This window comes from Idiomarina sp. OT37-5b, from assembly GCF_002968395.1.
Classification (GTDB): Bacteria; Pseudomonadota; Gammaproteobacteria; order Enterobacterales; family Alteromonadaceae; genus Idiomarina; species Idiomarina aquatica.
The window spans coordinates 1,066,519-1,084,513 of sequence record NZ_CP027188.1; the positions used below are offsets into that span (position 1 = coordinate 1,066,519).

Annotated in this window: 18 protein-coding genes; 17 read left to right on the plus strand and 1 reads right to left on the minus strand. The window is 52.2% G+C overall.

What is annotated here, in order from left to right:
- From C5610_RS04915 to C5610_RS04975, 13 genes are all read left to right on the plus strand, one after another.
- The gene (locus C5610_RS04915) at positions 1 to 954 is read left to right on the plus strand and encodes a MucB/RseB C-terminal domain-containing protein (RefSeq protein ID WP_105306184.1); all 954 of its coding nucleotides are present in this window, start codon (positions 1 to 3) and stop codon (positions 952 to 954) included.
- 5 nt (positions 955 to 959) lie between these two features.
- Positions 960 to 1,415 carry a SoxR reducing system RseC family protein gene (locus C5610_RS04920; RefSeq protein WP_105306185.1) on the plus strand — a complete coding sequence of 152 codons (456 nt, stop codon included), beginning with the start codon at positions 960 to 962 and terminating at the stop codon, positions 1,413 to 1,415.
- A gap of 110 nt (positions 1,416 to 1,525) precedes the next feature.
- On the plus strand, positions 1,526 to 3,337 hold the full coding sequence (lepA, locus tag C5610_RS04925; protein WP_105306186.1) for a translation elongation factor 4: 1,812 nt from the start codon (positions 1,526 to 1,528) through the stop codon (positions 3,335 to 3,337).
- 56 nt (positions 3,338 to 3,393) lie between these two features.
- Positions 3,394 to 4,251 carry a signal peptidase I gene (gene lepB / locus C5610_RS04930; protein WP_105306187.1) on the plus strand — a complete coding sequence of 286 codons (858 nt, stop codon included), beginning with the start codon at positions 3,394 to 3,396 and terminating at the stop codon, positions 4,249 to 4,251.
- Positions 4,248 to 4,937 carry a ribonuclease III gene (rnc, locus tag C5610_RS04935; RefSeq protein ID WP_105306188.1) on the plus strand — a complete coding sequence of 230 codons (690 nt, stop codon included), beginning with the start codon at positions 4,248 to 4,250 and terminating at the stop codon, positions 4,935 to 4,937. Before lepB ends, rnc begins: the two co-directional genes overlap by 4 nt.
- Entirely contained in the window at positions 4,934 to 5,881 is a 948-nt protein-coding gene (gene era / locus C5610_RS04940) for a GTPase Era (RefSeq protein ID WP_105306189.1), read from the plus strand. The genes rnc and era overlap by 4 nt, the downstream gene beginning before the upstream one ends.
- A gap of 2 nt (positions 5,882 to 5,883) precedes the next feature.
- A complete protein-coding gene (recO, locus tag C5610_RS04945) occupies positions 5,884 to 6,582 on the plus strand; it encodes a DNA repair protein RecO (protein ID WP_105306190.1) in 699 nt (232 codons plus the stop codon).
- Between the two features lie 9 nt (positions 6,583 to 6,591).
- Positions 6,592 to 7,320, plus strand: a complete 729-nt coding sequence (gene pdxJ / locus C5610_RS04950) for a pyridoxine 5'-phosphate synthase (protein WP_105306191.1) — start codon at positions 6,592 to 6,594, stop codon at positions 7,318 to 7,320.
- Entirely contained in the window at positions 7,320 to 7,706 is a 387-nt protein-coding gene (gene acpS / locus C5610_RS04955) for a holo-ACP synthase (protein ID WP_105306192.1), read from the plus strand. Before pdxJ ends, acpS begins: the two co-directional genes overlap by 1 nt.
- A gap of 6 nt (positions 7,707 to 7,712) precedes the next feature.
- On the plus strand, positions 7,713 to 9,044 hold the full coding sequence (rlmD, locus tag C5610_RS04960; protein WP_105306193.1) for a 23S rRNA (uracil(1939)-C(5))-methyltransferase RlmD: 1,332 nt from the start codon (positions 7,713 to 7,715) through the stop codon (positions 9,042 to 9,044).
- Between the two features lie 3 nt (positions 9,045 to 9,047).
- Positions 9,048 to 11,231 (plus strand): GTP diphosphokinase, encoded by a 2,184-nt coding sequence (gene relA, locus C5610_RS04965; protein ID WP_105306194.1) that lies wholly within the window; start codon positions 9,048 to 9,050, stop codon positions 11,229 to 11,231.
- A 5-nt stretch (positions 11,232 to 11,236) separates the two neighbouring features.
- Positions 11,237 to 12,025 (plus strand): nucleoside triphosphate pyrophosphohydrolase, encoded by a 789-nt coding sequence (mazG, locus tag C5610_RS04970; protein ID WP_105306195.1) that lies wholly within the window; start codon positions 11,237 to 11,239, stop codon positions 12,023 to 12,025.
- 10 nt (positions 12,026 to 12,035) lie between these two features.
- On the plus strand, positions 12,036 to 12,596 hold the full coding sequence (locus tag C5610_RS04975; RefSeq protein WP_105306196.1) for a hypothetical protein: 561 nt from the start codon (positions 12,036 to 12,038) through the stop codon (positions 12,594 to 12,596).
- Positions 12,597 to 12,613: 17 nt separating this feature from the next.
- Here C5610_RS04975 and C5610_RS04980 read toward each other — a convergent pair whose 3' ends face one another.
- Positions 12,614 to 13,246, minus strand: coding sequence for a cation diffusion facilitator family transporter (locus C5610_RS04980; RefSeq protein ID WP_105306197.1), 633 nt, complete (start codon positions 13,244 to 13,246; stop codon positions 12,614 to 12,616).
- A 177-nt stretch (positions 13,247 to 13,423) separates the two neighbouring features.
- Between C5610_RS04980 and C5610_RS04985 the strand changes: the two genes are divergently transcribed.
- Genes C5610_RS04985 through C5610_RS05000 form a run of 4 tightly spaced genes read left to right on the plus strand, consistent with a single transcriptional unit; the run spans position 13,424 to position 17,979 of the window.
- Positions 13,424 to 14,878, plus strand: coding sequence for a TrkH family potassium uptake protein (locus C5610_RS04985; RefSeq protein ID WP_241970504.1), 1,455 nt, complete (start codon positions 13,424 to 13,426; stop codon positions 14,876 to 14,878).
- 1 nt (position 14,879) lies between these two features.
- Positions 14,880 to 15,908 (plus strand): DUF4118 domain-containing protein, encoded by a 1,029-nt coding sequence (locus tag C5610_RS04990; protein ID WP_105306199.1) that lies wholly within the window; start codon positions 14,880 to 14,882, stop codon positions 15,906 to 15,908.
- Between the two features lie 2 nt (positions 15,909 to 15,910).
- Positions 15,911 to 16,627: a response regulator gene (locus tag C5610_RS04995; protein ID WP_105306200.1), complete on the plus strand. Its 717-nt coding sequence runs from the start codon at positions 15,911 to 15,913 to the stop codon at positions 16,625 to 16,627.
- Between the two features lie 8 nt (positions 16,628 to 16,635).
- Positions 16,636 to 17,979 (plus strand): TrkH family potassium uptake protein, encoded by a 1,344-nt coding sequence (locus tag C5610_RS05000; protein WP_105306201.1) that lies wholly within the window; start codon positions 16,636 to 16,638, stop codon positions 17,977 to 17,979.
- Positions 17,980 to 17,995: the final 16 nt, after the last annotated feature.

Sequence of the window (17,995 nt, forward strand, 5' to 3'; positions counted from 1 at the left end):
ATGAAATGGGTTGTCAGTGCCTTGTTACTGGTATGTGCGTCAGTAGCGAATGCGGCTACGGTTCAGGAGTCGGCAACCGAGGATAACGGCGAACGTTGGTTTAATTTAATGGCGAAGGCGCTTAACGAATTGAATTTCGAGGCGTCTTTTGTGTATGTGCAGGGCGATCGCATCGAACCCTATCAGTGGGTTCATGGTGTTGATAGTGACGGGCGTCAGTACGAATGGCTGATGCAAATGAACGGTCCGGGCTTCCGTGCGCTGCGTATTGATGACACCGTATCACATTTTCATCCGGCCTCGACCAGCTACTCAATCCGCTCCAATTCTATTTCGACGATGTTACCCACCGCCTTTAATCAGCCCTTTGCTGAGGTTGCTGACCATTATCGTGCAGTAGCCGTCGGCGGTGCCCGAGTCTTGGATCGCAAAGCTCAGCATATTCGGTTGGTGAGCAGGGACGATCAGCGCTACGGTTTTTCGTTATGGGTCGATCGCGAACACGGTTTACCCTTGAAAGTGCTGATGGTGAATCAGCACGGCGAGGTGATGGAGCAACTGCAACTGACCAATTTGTCACTGCGTTCTGTATCAAGCGATACCATCGAAGAATTAAGTCGGGTTGAGCGGCCGCCGATGATTGATGAATTGCAACCTCAGCAGCAACCAAAACTGCCACAGCAGCCGCGCTGGGCGCCGTCGGGTTTTCATTTGCTTAAAGCTCAGCATCACCGACTGGTGTTAGAAGGCACACCGGTTGACCACTATCTGTTCTCTGATGGTTTGGCTGAATATTCGGTGTATTTGACCGAAGCCAACGCCGACTCAACCAATGGTATGAGCCTGACCGGACCGCACACCCTGCACAGCCAGTTAGTCGCCAATCTGCGCGTAACCGTGGTGGGACAAATTCCGTTGGATGTCGCCAAACAGGTGGCATCTAGCGTACAATAGCCGCTATGAAAGAAATTGCAGAAGTTGTTGCCGTCGACGGCCACCGCATTACGCTGTCGACGGAATTAAAATCCGCCTGCTCGGGCTGCGTGCAAAAAAGCACCTGCGGCGCAGGCATTCTTAGCCACATTTTTGCTGACAGAAACGCGCAGTTTACGGTCGAAAGTGATGTTCCTGTCCGTGTTGGCGAGCAGGTTCAGCTTACCATGCACGAGGCCGACTTCACCCGCTATGCGTTATTATTGTACGGCCTGCCAATATTGGTGCTGCTGTTACTTGCCATGCTGCTCAGTGCGCTGGGTACGCTTCCCGAATGGACCGTTATTTTACTCGCCTTTAGTGGATTCGCAGCCAGCTTTCTGGCGTTAAAGCAGTGGTTTAAACGACGTGATGTGAAGGTTCAGCAGTTAATCCGTGTTACCCAGGCCGAAGCCTCTGCCAGTCATACTGTAAAAAGCTGAGTATCCGCTACGAAAGCGGACAAAAGCATTTGTGCTTTGCCGCAACATCGGTATGATCAACGCTATTTAGCAACGCTTGCACAGAATTTTAGTTTTTAGAGGTGTCATCAATGCCGGAAAGGGCGTTTAACCAGAAAAATATTCGAAATTTCTCCATCATCGCGCACATCGATCACGGTAAATCGACGTTGTCAGATCGTCTTATTCAGCATTGCGGCGGTTTAACCGACCGTGAAATGGCTGAGCAGGTGCTCGACTCGATGGATCTTGAGCGTGAACGTGGCATTACCATTAAGGCACAGAGCGTTACGCTGTATTACACCGCAAAGGATGGTGAAACCTATCAGTTAAACTTTATCGACACGCCCGGGCACGTTGACTTCTCCTATGAAGTTTCACGTTCGTTGGCCGGTTGTGAAGGGGCGTTACTGGTGGTTGATGCCGCGCAGGGGGTTGAAGCCCAAACCTTAGCCAACTGTTATACCGCCATCGATATGGATCTGGAAGTGGTTCCAGTGCTCAACAAAATCGATTTGCCGCAAGCTGATGCAATGGGCGTGGCACAGGAAATTGAAGACATCGTCGGTATCGAAGCCGTTGATGCGGTGCAGTGTTCGGCAAAAACCGGGCTGGGTATCGAAGACGTACTCGAACGCATCGTGCGGCAGATTCCGCCACCGCAGGGTGAAGTGGAATCTCCGCTGCAAGCCTTGATCATTGACTCTTGGTTCGATAACTACCAGGGCGTCGTCTCATTGGTGCGGGTTAAGAACGGTACCTTGCGCGCCGGCGATAAAATGACGGTAATGTCGACCGGTCAAACCCATCTGATTGATAAAGTTGGTTATTTCGACCCCAAACCGCATGAAACCGGCGTACTGCACACCGGCGAGGTCGGCTACGTGATTGCCGGCATCAAGGATATCCTCGGAGCGCCGGTTGGCGATACATTGACCAATACCAAAAACCCGGCAAAGGCACCGGTACCTGGTTTCAAAAAAGTGAAGCCACAGGTTTATGCCGGGATGTTCCCGATCAGTGCGGACGACTATGAGTCGTTTCGTGATGCGCTGGGTAAATTGTCGCTGAATGATGCGTCGCTGTTCTATGAACCGGAGAACTCCGCCGCACTGGGCTTCGGTTTCCGTTGTGGTTTCCTCGGCATGTTGCACATGGAGATCATCCAGGAACGCCTCGAACGTGAGTACGACATCGACTTGATCACCACTGCGCCAACCGTGGTGTACGAAGTAGAAACCAAAAAAGGCGAAATGGTTAAAGTTGATAACCCGGTGAATTTGCCGCCGGTTAATGACATCGAAACCATTTATGAGCCTGTGGTAGAGGCCAACATCCTGGTGCCACAGGAGTTTCTCGGTAACGTCATCACCTTATGTGTGGACAAGCGCGGCGTGCAAACGGCGATGAACTATCACGGAAAACAGGTGTCGGTTACCTATGAACTGCCGATGGCTGAAGTGGTGATGGACTTTTTCGATCGTTTGAAATCAACCAGCCGTGGCTATGCGTCGCTGGATTATCAGTTCAAGAAATTCCAGCCGGCGGACATGGTGCGGGTTGATATTCTCATCAACGGCGATCGGGTCGACGCGTTGGCTATGATCACCCACCGCGAACACGCCGAAAGTCGTGGCCGTATGTTGGTCGATAAAATGAAAGAGCTGATCCCACGGCAAATGTTTGATATCGCCATTCAGGCAACCATTGGCAATCACGTCATTGCGCGCTCGACGGTGAAGCAGTTACGTAAAAACGTGACAGCGAAATGTTACGGCGGTGACGTCAGCCGTAAGAAAAAACTGTTGCAGAAACAGAAAGAAGGTAAAAAACGAATGAAGAACCTGGGCAATGTGGAAGTCCCTCAGGAAGCCTTCTTAGCGGTTCTAAAAGTAGGCAAGTAAAGGCCATTGGCAACGCATAAACGGATTGGATAAATCACCAAAAACAGGATTGGGCAATGGCCAATTATTTTTCAATTTTACTGACGGTGGTCACCCTGGTGGCCGGACTTTTGTGGCTGTTTGATGCGCTGGTATTAAAACCGAAACGCCAGCAAGGCGAACCACAAAACTCGATCACCGAGTTTGGTCAATCGGTATTTCCGGTACTGGCCGGGGTATTGGTACTGCGTTCGTTCTTGTACGAGCCGTTTCAAATCCCGTCCGGGTCAATGATGCCCACCTTACTGAAAGGCGACTTTATTCTGGTCGAAAAGTTTGCCTATGGCGTTAAAGACCCGGTATTTCGCAGTGAACTGATTGAAACCGGCAAGCCGGAGCGTGGCGATATTGCGGTGTTCAAGTACCCGTTAGAACCTAATGTCGACTACATCAAACGGATTGTCGGTCTGCCCGGTGATCGTATTGTTTATCGTGATAAGCAGTTGTTTATTCAGCCACAGTGTGACGAGGGCGCAGAATGCCCGCCCGTGCGCATCAGCCGTGAACCGGTCGAGGCGGATGAAACCTATTTCTCGGGTGGCGGTTCGCTGGACATGTACCAGGAACGCCTGGGGGATGTCAGTCATCGCATTTTAGTGGACCCGCGAGTCAGACCCCGGGTTCCGTTATACTATAAGCAGCCGGGTACAAGCGCCGGTGAATTTGTGGTACCTGAAGGGCACTATTTTGCCATGGGTGATAACCGCGATAATTCTCAGGACAGTCGCTACTGGGGCTTTGTGCCGGAAGAGTACCTCGTCGGCCGGGCCTTTTTTGTCTGGATGAGCTTCGAGATGAATCGAGGTCCTGACAGCGTATTGCCATCTTGGGTGCCGACCGGCGTTCGATTTGAACGATTAGGGAGTATAGAGTGAGTTTACCCAAACCACCGCTCGCACAACTCGAACAAGTAATTGGTTATGAATTCCGTCAACGCGAACTGCTCAAGCAGGCGTTGACGCATCGCAGTGCCCACGCTCATCACAACGAGCGACTGGAGTTTTTGGGCGATTCGATTTTAGGTGTAGTGATCGCTGAGGCATTGTATCAGCGCTTTCCAAACGTTGCCGAAGGTGACTTAAGCCGTATGCGTGCGGCCATCGTTTGTGGTCGTTCGCTGGCAAAGCTGGGGCGTAAAAAGCAAGTGGGTGACTATTTGTGGCTGGGCCAGGGCGAATTGAAAAGTGGCGGTTATCGCCGTGAGTCGATCCTTGCCGATGCCATGGAAGCCATTATTGGGGCGGTGTATCTCGATAGTGACATGGCAACCGTCAAAACGATGGTATTGGCCTGGTTCAGTGAGCAATTGGAGACCATCAAACCGGGCGCCAATCAAAAAGATCCCAAAACCCGTTTGCAGGAATGGTTACAGGCTCGTCAGCGACCGTTGCCGGAGTATGATGTGGTGGCCACCAAAGGTCAGGCACACAACCAGCAGTTTACCGTTACCTGTCAGGTCGAAGGTATCAAAGATCCGTTACTGGGCACCGGTACCAGCCGCCGTAAAGCAGAGCAGGCCGCTGCGACCGCAGCGTTAGAACAATTGCAGGAGTCATCATGAATCTTGACGACATGATCAAACAGTCTTTAGGCGATGATGGCTTGATAGACGAAAACAAACACAGCGGCTTTGTCGCTATCGTCGGCCGCCCCAATGTCGGTAAATCGACCTTATTAAATTATCTGTTGGGGCAAAAGGTCAGTATTACCTCAAATAAGCCCCAGACCACCCGTCACCGCATTCTTGGCGTCGATACCGAGGGCGATTGTCAGGCGGTTTATGTCGACACGCCGGGTATGCACGTCGAGGAAAAACGGGCAATTAACCGGGTGATGAATCAGACCGCGGCAGCGGCGATAAACGACGTCGATTTGATTTTATTTGTGGTGGAAAACACCAAATGGACCGCCGACGATAAAATGGTGCTGGAAAAACTTGCCCGCACCGAGCGGCCGGTGGTGCTGTTGGTCAACAAAGTCGACCAGATAAAAGATAAAAGCACATTATTGCCGCACCTGCAGTGGTTAAGCGAGCAGCGCGAATTTAAAGACATCCTGCCCATTTCGGCGAAGAACGGCGATAACATCGATGCTTTACGCAGCGTGGTGAAAGCGCATTTACAACCGGGCTTCCATTTTTACCCGCAGGATTATGTTACCGATCGCTCGGTTCGGTTTATGACCGCAGAAATCATCCGTGAAAAACTGATGCGTTTCACCGGTGAAGAACTGCCCTATGAAACTACCGTCGAAATTGAACAATTCGGCCAATCCGAACGTGGCACGACGCACATTCACGCATTAATTTTGGTGGAGCGGGCGGCACAAAAACGCATGGTGATTGGTGAAGGTGGCAGCAAGTTAAAAACCATCGGCACCGAAGCTCGCCGTGATCTGGAAAAGCTGCTCAGCAGTAAAGTTAACCTCAAGCTTTGGGTGAAAGTAAAATCCGGTTGGTCTGACGACGAACGAGCGCTTAAAAGCCTGGGTTATCGCGAGGACTGATCATGCCGCAAGCGGCATTCGTCCTGCACCGGCGTGATTATCAGGAAACCAGTTTACTGGTTGATCTACTGACCCTGAACGACGGCCGGGTGCGGGTCATTGCCAAGGGCGCCAAACGCCATAACAATCCCTGGCGAGCGGTATTGCAGGCGTTCCTGCCGCTGCAGGTTGAATACAGTGGTCGACAGGATCTAAAAACACTGAGTTTAGCGGAAGCTACGGCAACGCCCTTGCCGCTCAGCGGACACTACCTGTACAGCGGGTTTTATCTGAACGAATTGGTGCAACGGGTGCTGCCGCAGTACGCGGAAGTGACCGAGTTGTTTTATGCTTACCAACGGGCATTATCACAGCTGGCACAACAACAATCGATGGAAGACACCCTGCGCTGGTTTGAATGGCAACTGCTGCAACAACTCGGCTGCGCGTTTGACTGGCAGACGGATGCCCAAAGCGGTGTTGCGTTGGCCACCCAGACGGAGTGTTTTTTCGACCCGGAGCAGGGCTTCGTTCATGTCGCACCGCATCCGCGAGCGGTTGCGCTACCGTCGGCGCAGGTCCAGACACTGGCTTGCCTCAACGATGACGCAGTCAGCTTAGATCCAGCACAACGCAAACTCTGTAAATGGATTATGCGTGAAGCGTTAGCTCCGCATTTGGGGAGTAAACCATTACGCTCACGCGAGCTGTTTAAACGATAGGAGTTATCGATGAGAAATTTACGCCTTGGCGTTAATATTGACCACATCGCAACCCTGCGCAACGCGCGCGGGGTTCGCTATCCTGACCCGGTGCATGCCGCCGCCATTGCGGAACAGGCGGGTGCGGACGGTATTACCATTCATCTGCGCGAAGATCGCCGTCATATTGTCGATCGTGACGTGCGTATGCTGAAACAAACCCTGAACGTGCCGATGAACCTGGAAATGGCGATCACCGACGAAATGCTCGCCATCGCCGAAGAAATCCAACCAACCTATTGCTGCCTGGTACCCGAAAAGCGCGCCGAATTGACCACCGAAGGCGGACTGGATGTGGCGGGGCAATTGCCTGCCGTGACAGCTGCGGTAACGCGTTTGCAAGCGGCGGGTATTGCCGTGTCGCTGTTTATTGATGCGAATCGGGAGCAGATTGATGCTGCCAAAGCGTCAGGTGCGCCGCTGATCGAATTGCACACCGGCCAGTACGCCGAAGCCGAGAGTCTTGCGCAGCAGGCGGCTGAATTGGAAAAAATTCGCGCAGGTGCCCGTTATGCCGCGGAGCAGGGGCTACAAGTTAATGCCGGCCACGGCCTGCACTATCATAACACCCTGGAAATCGCGCAAATCAGCGAAATCGAAGAGCTGAATATTGGCCATGCCATTATTGCGCGGGCGGTGCTGGTCGGTTTAGATACGGCGGTACGCGATATGAAACAGATCATGAATAAGGCTCGTTAATGGCGATCTACGGAATCGGCACTGACATTGTTGAGGTGGCGAGAATTCAACGTTCTCTCAGCCGCGGTCAGCAATTAGCGCGGCGGATACTGACCGCGGTTGAATTGGATGAGATGCAGGGCGATGCCAGCCCGGATCATTTTTTAGCCAAGCGCTTTGCCGCCAAAGAGGCTTGTGCCAAGGCTTTTGGCTTAGGTATCGCCGAAGGATTGTCGTTTCAGCATATGGAAGTGGGTCACGATCAATGGGGCAAGCCGATATGGCAATTTAGCGGCCGCGCTGCAGAACTGTTAGCAGAGCGCGGTATTTCGGCGAGCCATTTGTCGATCAGTGATGAGAAACACTACGTTGTCGCCACCACGATTTTAGAAACGAACGAAAGATAACAGCCCATGGCGCAGTTTTTTAAGCCGAAGAAGCACACCAAAACCGTCACCAAAGTGTTAACTGCAACCGTTGCCGCGCTGGATCATCAAGCCCGCGCCGTGGTTCGTGGGCAAACGCGGCAGCAGCAGACCCGTTTTATTAGCGGGGCACTGCCCGACGAAGTCATTCAGTTCAAAACCGACGGCAAACACGGTGGCCTTCTGCAACGCGTTATGAGCGCCAGCCCCGAGCGCCGTCCGCCGCCTTGCCAGTATTATCAGCAGTGCGGTGGTTGTGATTTTCAGCATGCGGATGAAGCTTACCAACTGCGCCATAAGCAAACCGTGGTTACGCAGTTGTTCAATAAATTTGGCGTTAGCGCCGACCCATTACCCTGGCAGCCTGCGTTACTGAGCGAACCCAACCGTTACCGCCGGCGGGTGAGGCTGGCAACCCGTTGGCTGGGCAAAGAACAACGGCTGATAGTAGGTTTTCGTGCCGCGCAAAGTCATCAGATTGTGCCCATCGCTGATTGCCTGGTGGCTGATCAGGTGTTGTTGCAGGTCGTCAATACGCTTTACCCGCTGCTTAATGTTGCCGCGGTGGCATCCCAACTCGGACATATCGAAGTCATTAATGTGAATAAACCGCTGGTATTACTGCGTTTGACCGGCCGCCTTGAGGACACCGTGATTGCCCAACTGCGTGACTGGCAGACGACGCATAAGGTCGATGTGTGGTTGCAAAATGACACCGAAACCTGGTCACTGAATCCGGCAGCAACCGCTTTCGATACCAGCATCGATGGCGATAAATTGTATTTTCAGCCGGGCGACTTTTTGCAGGTCAACGGCAGCGTTAATCAGCGCATGGTCGAGCAGGCGATGAATTGGCTGCAACCGACGAAAACACAACGGGTGATCGACTTTTTCGCCGGTATCGGCAACTTCAGTTTGCCATTGGCGCGGCGCTGCAAAGCGGTTGTCACCGTTGAGGGGGTTGCACGAATGGCACAACAAACCCATGAAAACGCCCAGCTCAATGGGCTCGACAACGTGACCGCATTAACCGCCGATCTGAATCAGATCACCGTTGCTGAACTGGGGGAAGCCGCCGACTTATGGTGTCTGGACCCGGCTCGACCGGGCGCCGAGGGGGTGGTCAGGCTACTGCAAAAGCTGGCTCCGCAGCAACGTCCGCAAAAAATTCTCTATGTGTCCTGCGCGGCCGATACGCTGGCGCGGGATGTTGCGGCAATTGAGCAGGCTGGCTACCGGCTGACGCGGATCGGCACAGTTGACATGTTCCCGCAAACCCATCACATTGAAACCATGGTTTGTCTTGAGCGAGTGGCGTAAGTTATGGTCCATGTACGCAGTACCCACGTGGATGATCCCAAATACAAAGACAGTGCACAGCACTGGTTGAACGCGGTCAGTGATCCGGCTCCGCTGGAGCGCACCCTGGCGGAACTGCAGCAACAGTTTCCAGAGGATGCAGCGGCGTTACTGAAAGGGCAGGAGATGGTCGAAATTCTGGCGCCGCTAAAACTCGATGCCGAATCGTTATTGGCCGCCCTGTACATGCCACTGTTGGACGCCGGCAAGCTCGATTTGGACAAGCTCAGCAGCAAACAATCAAAAACCCTGATTGTGTTGCTGCGTAACGTTCAACAAATGCAAAGCATCAGCGACTTACAGCACTTTCAGCACGGCCAGCCCGACGGCGGCCAAATTGATAATGTCCGGCGTATGCTACTGTCGATGGTGGAAGACGTGCGGGCGGTATTGATCAAGCTTGCTGAACGCATTTGTTACCTGCGCGAAGTAAAAAATGCGGACGAAGAAACCCGGGTTCTGGCGGCTAAAGAGTGTGCTGAAATTTATGCCCCTCTGGCCAACCGACTGGGTATTGGCCAGTTAAAATGGGAGTTGGAGGACATTTCGTTCCGCTACCTGCACCCCAACACCTACAAAACCATTGCCAAACGTTTGCACGAACGGCGCAGCGACCGTGAACAGTACATCGAAAACTTCGTCGCTGAATTGCAGCAGGCGCTCGCCGAGCAGGGGATTGAAGCCGATGTGTATGGTCGCCCCAAACACATTTATTCGATTTGGCGCAAAATGCAGAAAAAACACCTGCAGTTTGATCAGCTGTTTGATATCCGGGCCGTGCGTATTCTCACTCACAATTTGAAAGACTGCTACGCAGCGCTCGGCGTCGTGCATTCGCGCTGGCGTCATATTGCCTCTGAATTTGATGATTACGTTGCCACGCCTAAACCTAACGGCTATCAGTCCATTCATACGGTGGTCATAGGTCCTGAGCATAAAAACGTCGAGATCCAGATCCGCTCGCACGATATGCACGACGATGCGGAACTCGGGGTTGCTGCGCACTGGATGTATAAAGAAGGCGCGGCAGCCGGCAAACGTCATGGTTTTGAAGACAAAATTGCGTGGCTACGCAAATTGCTCGCCTGGCACGAAGACATGGCCGGCAGTGAATCCCTGGTTGACGAGATCCGCTCGCAGGTTTTTGAGGATCGGGTATACGTATTCACGCCCAAAGGTGAAGTTGTTGACTTGCCGATGGGATCAACGCCGTTAGATTTTGCCTACTACGTGCACAGCCAAATTGGCCACAAGTGCGTGGGCGCAAAAATCGACGGGCGCATCGTACCCTTCACGTACCAGTTACAAAATGGTGATCGTGTCGAAATCCTCACGCAGAAAACCGCTAAACCGCGGCGTGACTGGCTCAATCCGCAATTGGGCTATTTGCATTCGTCACGGGCGCGAGCGAAAGTGCACACGTACTTTAAAAAACTGGATCGCGAGAAGAACATTCCGGCCGGAAAAGAACTGCTGGAAAATGAGTTACAAAAGCATCAACTGAGTCTGGCCAAAGTCAGTAAAAACCTCGATCTGGAGCGCTTTAACGTCACCACCATGGACGACTTACTGGCGGCCATCGGAGCCGGCGATATTCGCTTGCAGCAAGTGGTCAATCAGGTTAGACCGCAGCCCAGTGAGGATGACAAGCTGGAGCAGCTGAAAAAACGCAGCAAGGTCAATAAGCGCAAATTAGGCGGTACCTCCGAGGTGGTGATTGAAGGTATCGGCAACCTGATGATGCAATTTGCCAAATGTTGTGAACCACTGCCCGGCGAACCCATTATGGGCTTTATCACGCAGGGGCGCGGTGTGTCAGTACATCGTCGCGATTGTGAGCAATTGGCGCATTTACTGACCCAGCATCCCGAACGCGGTATCGATGTTAACTGGTCGCGTCAGACCAAGCAGGATTATCGTGCCGGTTTGCGCATTTCAGCGCTTGACCGCAACGGCCTGCTGCACGACATCACCAGTGTGCTGGCGAATGAAAAAGCCGCTGTGTTGCAGATGGACAGCGATGCCGACGGCAGCTCGCAAACGGCCACCATCGTGTTACAACTGGCGGTAAAAGATAACGAGAGTCTGCAGCGCATCAGTCAGCGGCTGCGACAGATAAATGGTGTTGAACAAGTACAACGGGTATAAGCCGTATGAGTGAATTTACCGGTACCGCGGCGCTGACGGAAGTTATGCGCCGCCTACGCGACCCTGAAGGCGGTTGCCCATGGGATTTAAAGCAAAGTTTTGAGTCGTTATTGCCCTATACCATTGAGGAAACTTACGAGGTGGTGGATGCGATACAGTCCGGTGATATGGCGGCGATTAAAGACGAATTGGGTGATCTGCTGTTTCAGGTGGTGTTTTATGCGCAGTTAGCGCAGGAGCAGGGCGATTTTAGTTTCGATGATATTGCCGCTCACACGGCGGATAAATTGATCCGACGCCATCCGCATGTGTTTGGCAACGACAACGAGCGCAATTTGTCCGACGCAGCAATAAAGGCACAGTGGGAACACATCAAGCAGCAGGAACGAACTGAGAAAAACAGCCGCGCCTCGGTGTTTGATGACATCCCCAGTCAACTGCCGAGCATTTTAAAGGCGGCCAAATTACAGAAGCGAGCCGCTTCTGTTGGCTTTGACTGGCAGGATGCAGAGCCCGTCTACGCGAAAGTCGAGGAAGAGATTGCCGAAGTCAAAGACGCCACCGAGCCCGAGCACATCGAAGAAGAAATAGGTGACTTGTTGTTCGCGGTGGTGAATTTGGCTCGTCATAAGCAAGTCAATCCGGAGGCCGCCCTGCAACGCGCCAATGAAAAGTTTAAACGTCGTTTTCAAGCGATCGAACAGCGGTTGAGTGAGCAAGGAAAACACCCACAGGACTGCAACCTTGAGCAGTTGGAAGGTTATTGGCAAGCGGTAAAAACAACACAGGGTTAAGTGTTAAAACATGTGTAGAATCTTATTCGTGCTGTTATCTGTTTTTCTAGTCGGATGCGCCAGTATCCCGCTGGGAACTCTGCTGGAGTTTCGCTCATTTGATGAGCAAGACTTTATCGATATTAATCCTTCCGTTATCAGAGCCAAAATTCATCTCGAACAGCCTGTTCGTATTGATCCCAGCCAAACCCTAATGAAGTTGCGCCTGGAAACGTCGAAAGGTGTTATTAGTGAGCAGTTTTCGCTGCGTTTGTTAGCCGAGAACACCATTCCGGCTGAGCAGGGATTGTTTTTTGATACCGCCGCGAAATCGGAATATCTGTTGGCGCTGGATGATGACGCTCTGGCAAGTTTTAAACGGGTTCAGTCAGAAATTAACAATGAACAATCCGGCAAATTTCGGTTTGCGGTCAGCACCGATTTAGAGGGAGTTCCGCGCTCCGTTAACACCATTCAGTTTTCGATTTTTATCAAACTGAAAGAAGAGGGCAATTACATAACACTGGTTGACGAGGCGGAGCTTGAAATAATAACCAAGGACGGGGCGTCAGAAACCGTTGGCGACGGGTGAATAAGTAATCCCAGCTGCTACCCGCAGCAGCTGGAAATATCGGTCTTCTCGCCGGTTTTTACGGCTTTTGCATCACGAATGATGCGTAGCGCCGACTGCAATACCACCACCGCTATTAGGGTAGCGATCAACAGATCCGGCCAGGCTTTATCCAGTTGACTGACCAGCAACGCAGAGATGATCACACCGCTGTTCATGAGCATATCGTTACGCGAGCAAATCCAACTGGCGCGGATATTAATGTCACCGTTACGGTGGCTGTAAAGTAGCACGAAACAGGCGATATTAACCGCCAGTGCCAGTCCGGCAATGACCAACATGGTATCGGCCTGCGGTGTGCTGCCAAACAGCAGCCGCTGCGCCACATCGGCGAGCACCAGCAGCGCCAGCACTAATTGTAGCGAGCCATTGACGATGGCGGCGTTCGCTTTGTACGTAATGGCTTTACCCACGGCGTACAGGCTTATCGCATAAACCATGGTGTCCGCCAGCATATCCAATGAATCCGCAATCAGACCGCTGGATTCCGCCAGCCATCCGGCGATAAATTCCACAAAGAACATGACCCCATTGAGTACCAGTACGGTCCACAATAACCGCCTTTGCGCGTTATCCATTTTTGCCTGTGTGGTAGCACAACAACCTGACATAGCTCATCCATTTGGTGACACAACATGCGATTGTCATTATGACATAGCGACGCGCGTTTGTAATTTTTACGCATTTTTTATGCCTTGGCACGATTCTTTAACAGCAATTTTACCCGCTTGTTATTTACCATAACCCGGTACCTGTCATTCGTCCGGACACGCTCAGCTAAGGGGGTTGTGTTGAACATCAATGCAACAGTAAGACTTTTGTTTTGGCCGGTGGTTTGGATAGCCAGTATTCAAATGGTGTTTGCGCTGTTGGCGCTGATCGTTTTTAAAGATAAAACCGTCACGCAGTTTGTCTATTCAGGGTTACTGTCGTTTGTACTGGCGGCGATCATCTATGTTCGTTACCACAAAGCCAAATTGACCAAGCTGTTTTACCGCGAAGCGCTGGCGTTTGCTTCCTTCACCTGGTTTGTGGTCGGGGTACTGGGTGCGTTTCCGATCCTGTTCATCACCGATGCCGGGTTTACTGATGCCGTGTTTGAGTCCATCAGCGCGATGACCACAACGGGTGCCACCATCCTTGTCGGGCTGGATAACATGCCCAAAAGCTTTTTGCTGTATCGCCAGTTTTTGCAGTGGATGGGGGGCCTCGGCATTGTCATTTTCGTGGTCGCCATTTTACCCATGCTGAATGTCGGCGGGATGCGGCTGCTGCGGGCAGAGACACCCGGGCCGATTAAAAACGATAAATTGGCACCGCGCGTGAGCAGCACCACTCGCTATCTGTGGTTGGTGTATGTGGTATTAACGCTGCTGTGTGCGGCGTGCTATTGGCTGGCAGGAATGAGCGGCTTTGATGCCTTGGCCCATTCTTTTACCACGGTATCCACCGGTGGCTTCTCACCCTACGATGGCAGCATGGGACATTTTGACAACCATTGGATTCTTGCCATTGCCGACGTTTTTATGCTGCTGGGCGCGATAAGTTTTGCGCTACATTACAATAATTTCACCCGCCGGGCGCTTCGAGGCTACTGGCAGGACGAAGAAACCCGCTGGATGCTGATCAGTGTGGCGGCGATCTCGTTCATTTTGTTTTTGTTTGTGTTTAACCATGGCGTTCATGACTCGGTTAGCGAGAGCATCAGTCAGGCGCTGTTTCACGTCATTTCTTTTATGACCAGTACCGGTTACGGTGCCGATGATCTGTCGGCCTGGCCGGCGGCTACGGCGGGACTGTTGATCATGGCCAGTTACATGGGCGGTTGTGCTGGCTCGACCGCCGGCGGCAGCAAGTTCATTCGCAATATTCTGACGGTACGTATTTTACGTCAGCAGATGATGCAGGCCATCCATCCACAGGCTATTTTAACGGTGCGTTACCAGGGTAAAGTGGTTAAAAACGATGTGGTACTGGCGGTTATGGGATTTATGTTGCTGGTTGCAATCAGCTCACTGGTACTGACGGTATTACTGGCCATGACCGGGCTGGACTTTTACAGTGCATTTACCGCGGTGGTGGCCTGCATTAATGTGCTGGGCCCGGGCTTTGGCGAAGTGTCCAGTAATTTTATTCCGGTATCCGATACCGGTACCTGGATCTTGTCCTTTGCGATGATTCTTGGACGCCTGGAGTACTTTACCGTGCTAACCTTGCTGTTACCTAAGTTTTGGAGAGATTAACGTGATAAAGCGGGCCGAATGGTACCGAATCGTGCAGGCAGTGGCTGCCGTTCTGTTAACGGTTGCCGTTGTCTATGTCCTCGAACAGTGGCTGCTACCGCTGGCCGGCGTCGCCTTGCTGTTGCTTCTGGCGGTGGTGGTGGTGGCGTTTTTGACCAACTTCATCGGCGCGCTGATCGCCACCATTGTGTCGATAGTGGTGTTTAACTTTCTGTTCACCGAGCCTCGTTACTCGTTGCACATGACCGACGCCGATGAAATCGTCACGGCCCTGGTGTTTTTGGCGGTTGCCGTCATCATCAGTCACCTCACCACATCGTTCCGGGCGCAGCGAGAAAGCCTGCGACAATCGCAATTGCGCTCAAACATTCTGCTGAGCGTATCGCATGATTTGCGCACGCCGTTGGCCAGCATCATGGGTAATCTTAGTACCTTACAGTCCTATGGCGGCAAGTTAAGCGCCGATGACCGTAATGAATTGTTGCAGGCCGCCCTCGATGAAAGCGATCGGCTGCATCGTTATATTGAAAATCTGTTGCAGGCAACGCGGATACAATACGGTGCCGCCGATGTGAATTTTTTTGATTACGACGTACGCGCATTGCTGGCGAAAGTTGTGCAACGTTTCGCGCAGCAGCAACGTATTCGTCTGACACTGAGCGATGAGGAACTGATGGTGGCGATGCAATCGTCACTGCTTGAACAGGCGTTTTACAATATTATCGATAATGCGCTCAAATTCTCCCGCCCGCAGGGCATGGTAGAGATTTCCACGGCAATGGTCGGCGATGCCGTGCAGATTGACGTGCTGGATGATGGTCCCGGTGTCAGTCCGGCCCACCGCCGGCAAATTTTTGATGTGTTTTACTCCTCACGACAAGGGGATTCCGGGGCCGGAGGAACAGGCTTAGGTTTGCCGGTCAGCAAAGGCATTGTCGAGTTGCATGGCGGCAGTATTAGGTTACTGGACACTGACTCAGGCTGTCATATCCGGGTGAGGTTGCCACTGGTTGAAGAGGTCAATAACTGATTATGGCGAACACACACCATCGTATTCTCGTGGTTGATGATGAACCGCAAATTCGGCGCTTTATGAAAGTGTCGATTACGGCGGAGGGCTATGAGTACCTTGAAGCAACGACGGCAAAAGAGGCGCTGGAGCAAACGGCTCGTTATAATCCCAGTGTCATTGTACTGGATTTGGGATTGCCCGACGCCGACGGCTATCAGGTACTGGAGCAAATCCGAAGCTGGAGTAAGGTGCCGGTGCTGGTGTTAACCGCGCGGGATCAGGAAGCCGAAAAAGTGCGCTTGCTAAAGGCCGGTGCCAACGATTACTTAACCAAACCCTTTGGTGTTAATGAATTGATGGCGCGGTTGTTTGTTTTGTTGCGTGATAGCTGGTACTTTCAAAGCACGACAGAGGATGCCATCTTAGCGTTTCAGGGGCTGTCGATTGATCGTCAGAATCACCGCGTGAGCCTCGACGGCGAGAGCATTTCGTTATCGCGTAAGGAGTTTATGTTGCTGAATTACCTTGCCAGTCACGCCAATAAGCTGGTGACTCAGGAGCAATTGCTGCGTGAAATTTGGGGAGCGTCACATCAGGATGATACCCATTATTTGCGCATTTTTATCAGCCAGTTACGGAAAAAACTCAAAGACAGCATCAGCGACCCCCGGTTTATTGAAACTGAACCGGGGGTTGGTTATCGCTTTATAGGACAACCCATTGCCGCGCAAGGATAAGCTGCTTCATGAAATTTAAACGCCCGCTGGTGGCCCGCTCACGAAATCTGGAACTGAGCCCGCCACTGATCCTGGCACTGAGTTTTCTGGTACTGATCGTGCTGGGTGCCGGCTTGCTGCTGTTACCGTTTGCCACCCATCAAAGCATTGGCGTAAGTGATGCGTTGTTTACCGCGACATCGGCGGTGACGGTGACCGGACTGACGGTGGTCGATACCGGTGCGGATTTTACGTTGTTTGGTCAGTTTGTGATTGCGGTGCTGATCCAGTTTGGTGGGCTTGGACTGATGACCTTTGCGGTAGTCACCTTAATTGCGATTGGCGGCAAAATCGGCGTGTTCCAGCAGCAGGTGGCCGCCACCGCGTTTAATCAGACCAAACTCTCAACCGTCACCTCGACCGCCAAGTCGGTGGTGATTTTTGCCTTTATCGTCGAAAGCCTGGGTATGTTACTGCTGCTGTTTCGCTGGTATGGCGAAATGCCGTTAGGTGACGCGCTATTCCACAGCTTCTTTTATTCCATTTCCGCGTTTAATAATGCCGGCTTTGCGCTGTCTGCCGACAGTCTGATGCCATTTGTCGGCGATCCGGCCATTAACCTGATCATCACCACGTTGTTTATTGTTGGGGGCCTTGGGTTCGTTGTGTGGATCGATTTGTACCGACAGCGTCGCTGGCAAAAACTCAATTTATACAGTCGCATGATGATCATGAGTACCGTGGTGATTAATGTGGTGGTGATGCTGTTGATTCTGGCGCTGGAGTGGAATAACCCGGCCACCCTGGGTGGCCTGGCCGAACAGGATCGCTTGTGGGCCGCCTGGTTTCAGGCAACAACACCACGCACCGCCGGTTTCAATACGCTGGATGTGAGCGGTTATAACGATGCCACCACCATTTTGACGATTTTGTTGATGTTTATCGGCGGCGGCTCGCTCAGTACGTCATCGGGGATTAAGCTGATGACCTTTGTGGTGTTGATTTTATCCACCTATGCTTTTATCCGTCAGCGTAAAGAAATTCGGTTGGTCAATCGCAGTATTCCGGAGCATACCGTGCGCAAAGCGTTTGCGTTAACGGTGATGTCGGTGTCCTTGATTTGGATAAGCTTCTTCTTGTTAGCGGCAACGCAAAAGGTCAGCTTTATTGACGGGATTTTTGAGGTTGTTTCGGCCTTTGGCACGGTCGGGCTGTCCCGTGGCATAACGGCAGATCTTAATGTGTTTGGTCAGTTGCTGTTGATGTTTCTGATGTTTTTTGGACGCATCGGGCCATTAACGCTGGGTTATCTGCTGGCACGACCCAAACGTAACCGGGTGCGTGCACCGAGTACCGAAATACCGATTGGGTAACGGCAATTGTCGGTTT

Bases quoted from the DNA above. Each gene is read 5' to 3' on its own strand.
- relA (WP_105306194.1), top strand. From the start codon at position 9,048: ATGGTCCATGTACGCAGTACCCACGTGGATGATCCCAAATACAAAGAC.
- rlmD (WP_105306193.1), top strand. From the start codon at position 7,713: ATGGCGCAGTTTTTTAAGCCGAAGAAGCACACCAAAACCGTCACCAAA.
- C5610_RS05000 (WP_105306201.1), top strand. From the start codon at position 16,636: ATGAAATTTAAACGCCCGCTGGTGGCCCGCTCACGAAATCTGGAACTG.
- recO (WP_105306190.1), top strand. From the start codon at position 5,884: ATGCCGCAAGCGGCATTCGTCCTGCACCGGCGTGATTATCAGGAAACC.
- C5610_RS04980 (WP_105306197.1), bottom strand. From the start codon at position 13,246: ATGTCAGGTTGTTGTGCTACCACACAGGCAAAAATGGATAACGCGCAA.
- acpS (WP_105306192.1), top strand. From the start codon at position 7,320: ATGGCGATCTACGGAATCGGCACTGACATTGTTGAGGTGGCGAGAATT.
- C5610_RS04995 (WP_105306200.1), top strand. From the start codon at position 15,911: ATGGCGAACACACACCATCGTATTCTCGTGGTTGATGATGAACCGCAA.
- C5610_RS04975 (WP_105306196.1), top strand. From the start codon at position 12,036: ATGTGTAGAATCTTATTCGTGCTGTTATCTGTTTTTCTAGTCGGATGC.
- C5610_RS04920 (WP_105306185.1), top strand. From the start codon at position 960: ATGAAAGAAATTGCAGAAGTTGTTGCCGTCGACGGCCACCGCATTACG.
- C5610_RS04915 (WP_105306184.1), top strand. From the start codon at position 1: ATGAAATGGGTTGTCAGTGCCTTGTTACTGGTATGTGCGTCAGTAGCG.
- mazG (WP_105306195.1), top strand. From the start codon at position 11,237: ATGAGTGAATTTACCGGTACCGCGGCGCTGACGGAAGTTATGCGCCGC.
- pdxJ (WP_105306191.1), top strand. From the start codon at position 6,592: ATGAGAAATTTACGCCTTGGCGTTAATATTGACCACATCGCAACCCTG.
- lepA (WP_105306186.1), top strand. From the start codon at position 1,526: ATGCCGGAAAGGGCGTTTAACCAGAAAAATATTCGAAATTTCTCCATC.
- era (WP_105306189.1), top strand. From the start codon at position 4,934: ATGAATCTTGACGACATGATCAAACAGTCTTTAGGCGATGATGGCTTG.
- lepB (WP_105306187.1), top strand. From the start codon at position 3,394: ATGGCCAATTATTTTTCAATTTTACTGACGGTGGTCACCCTGGTGGCC.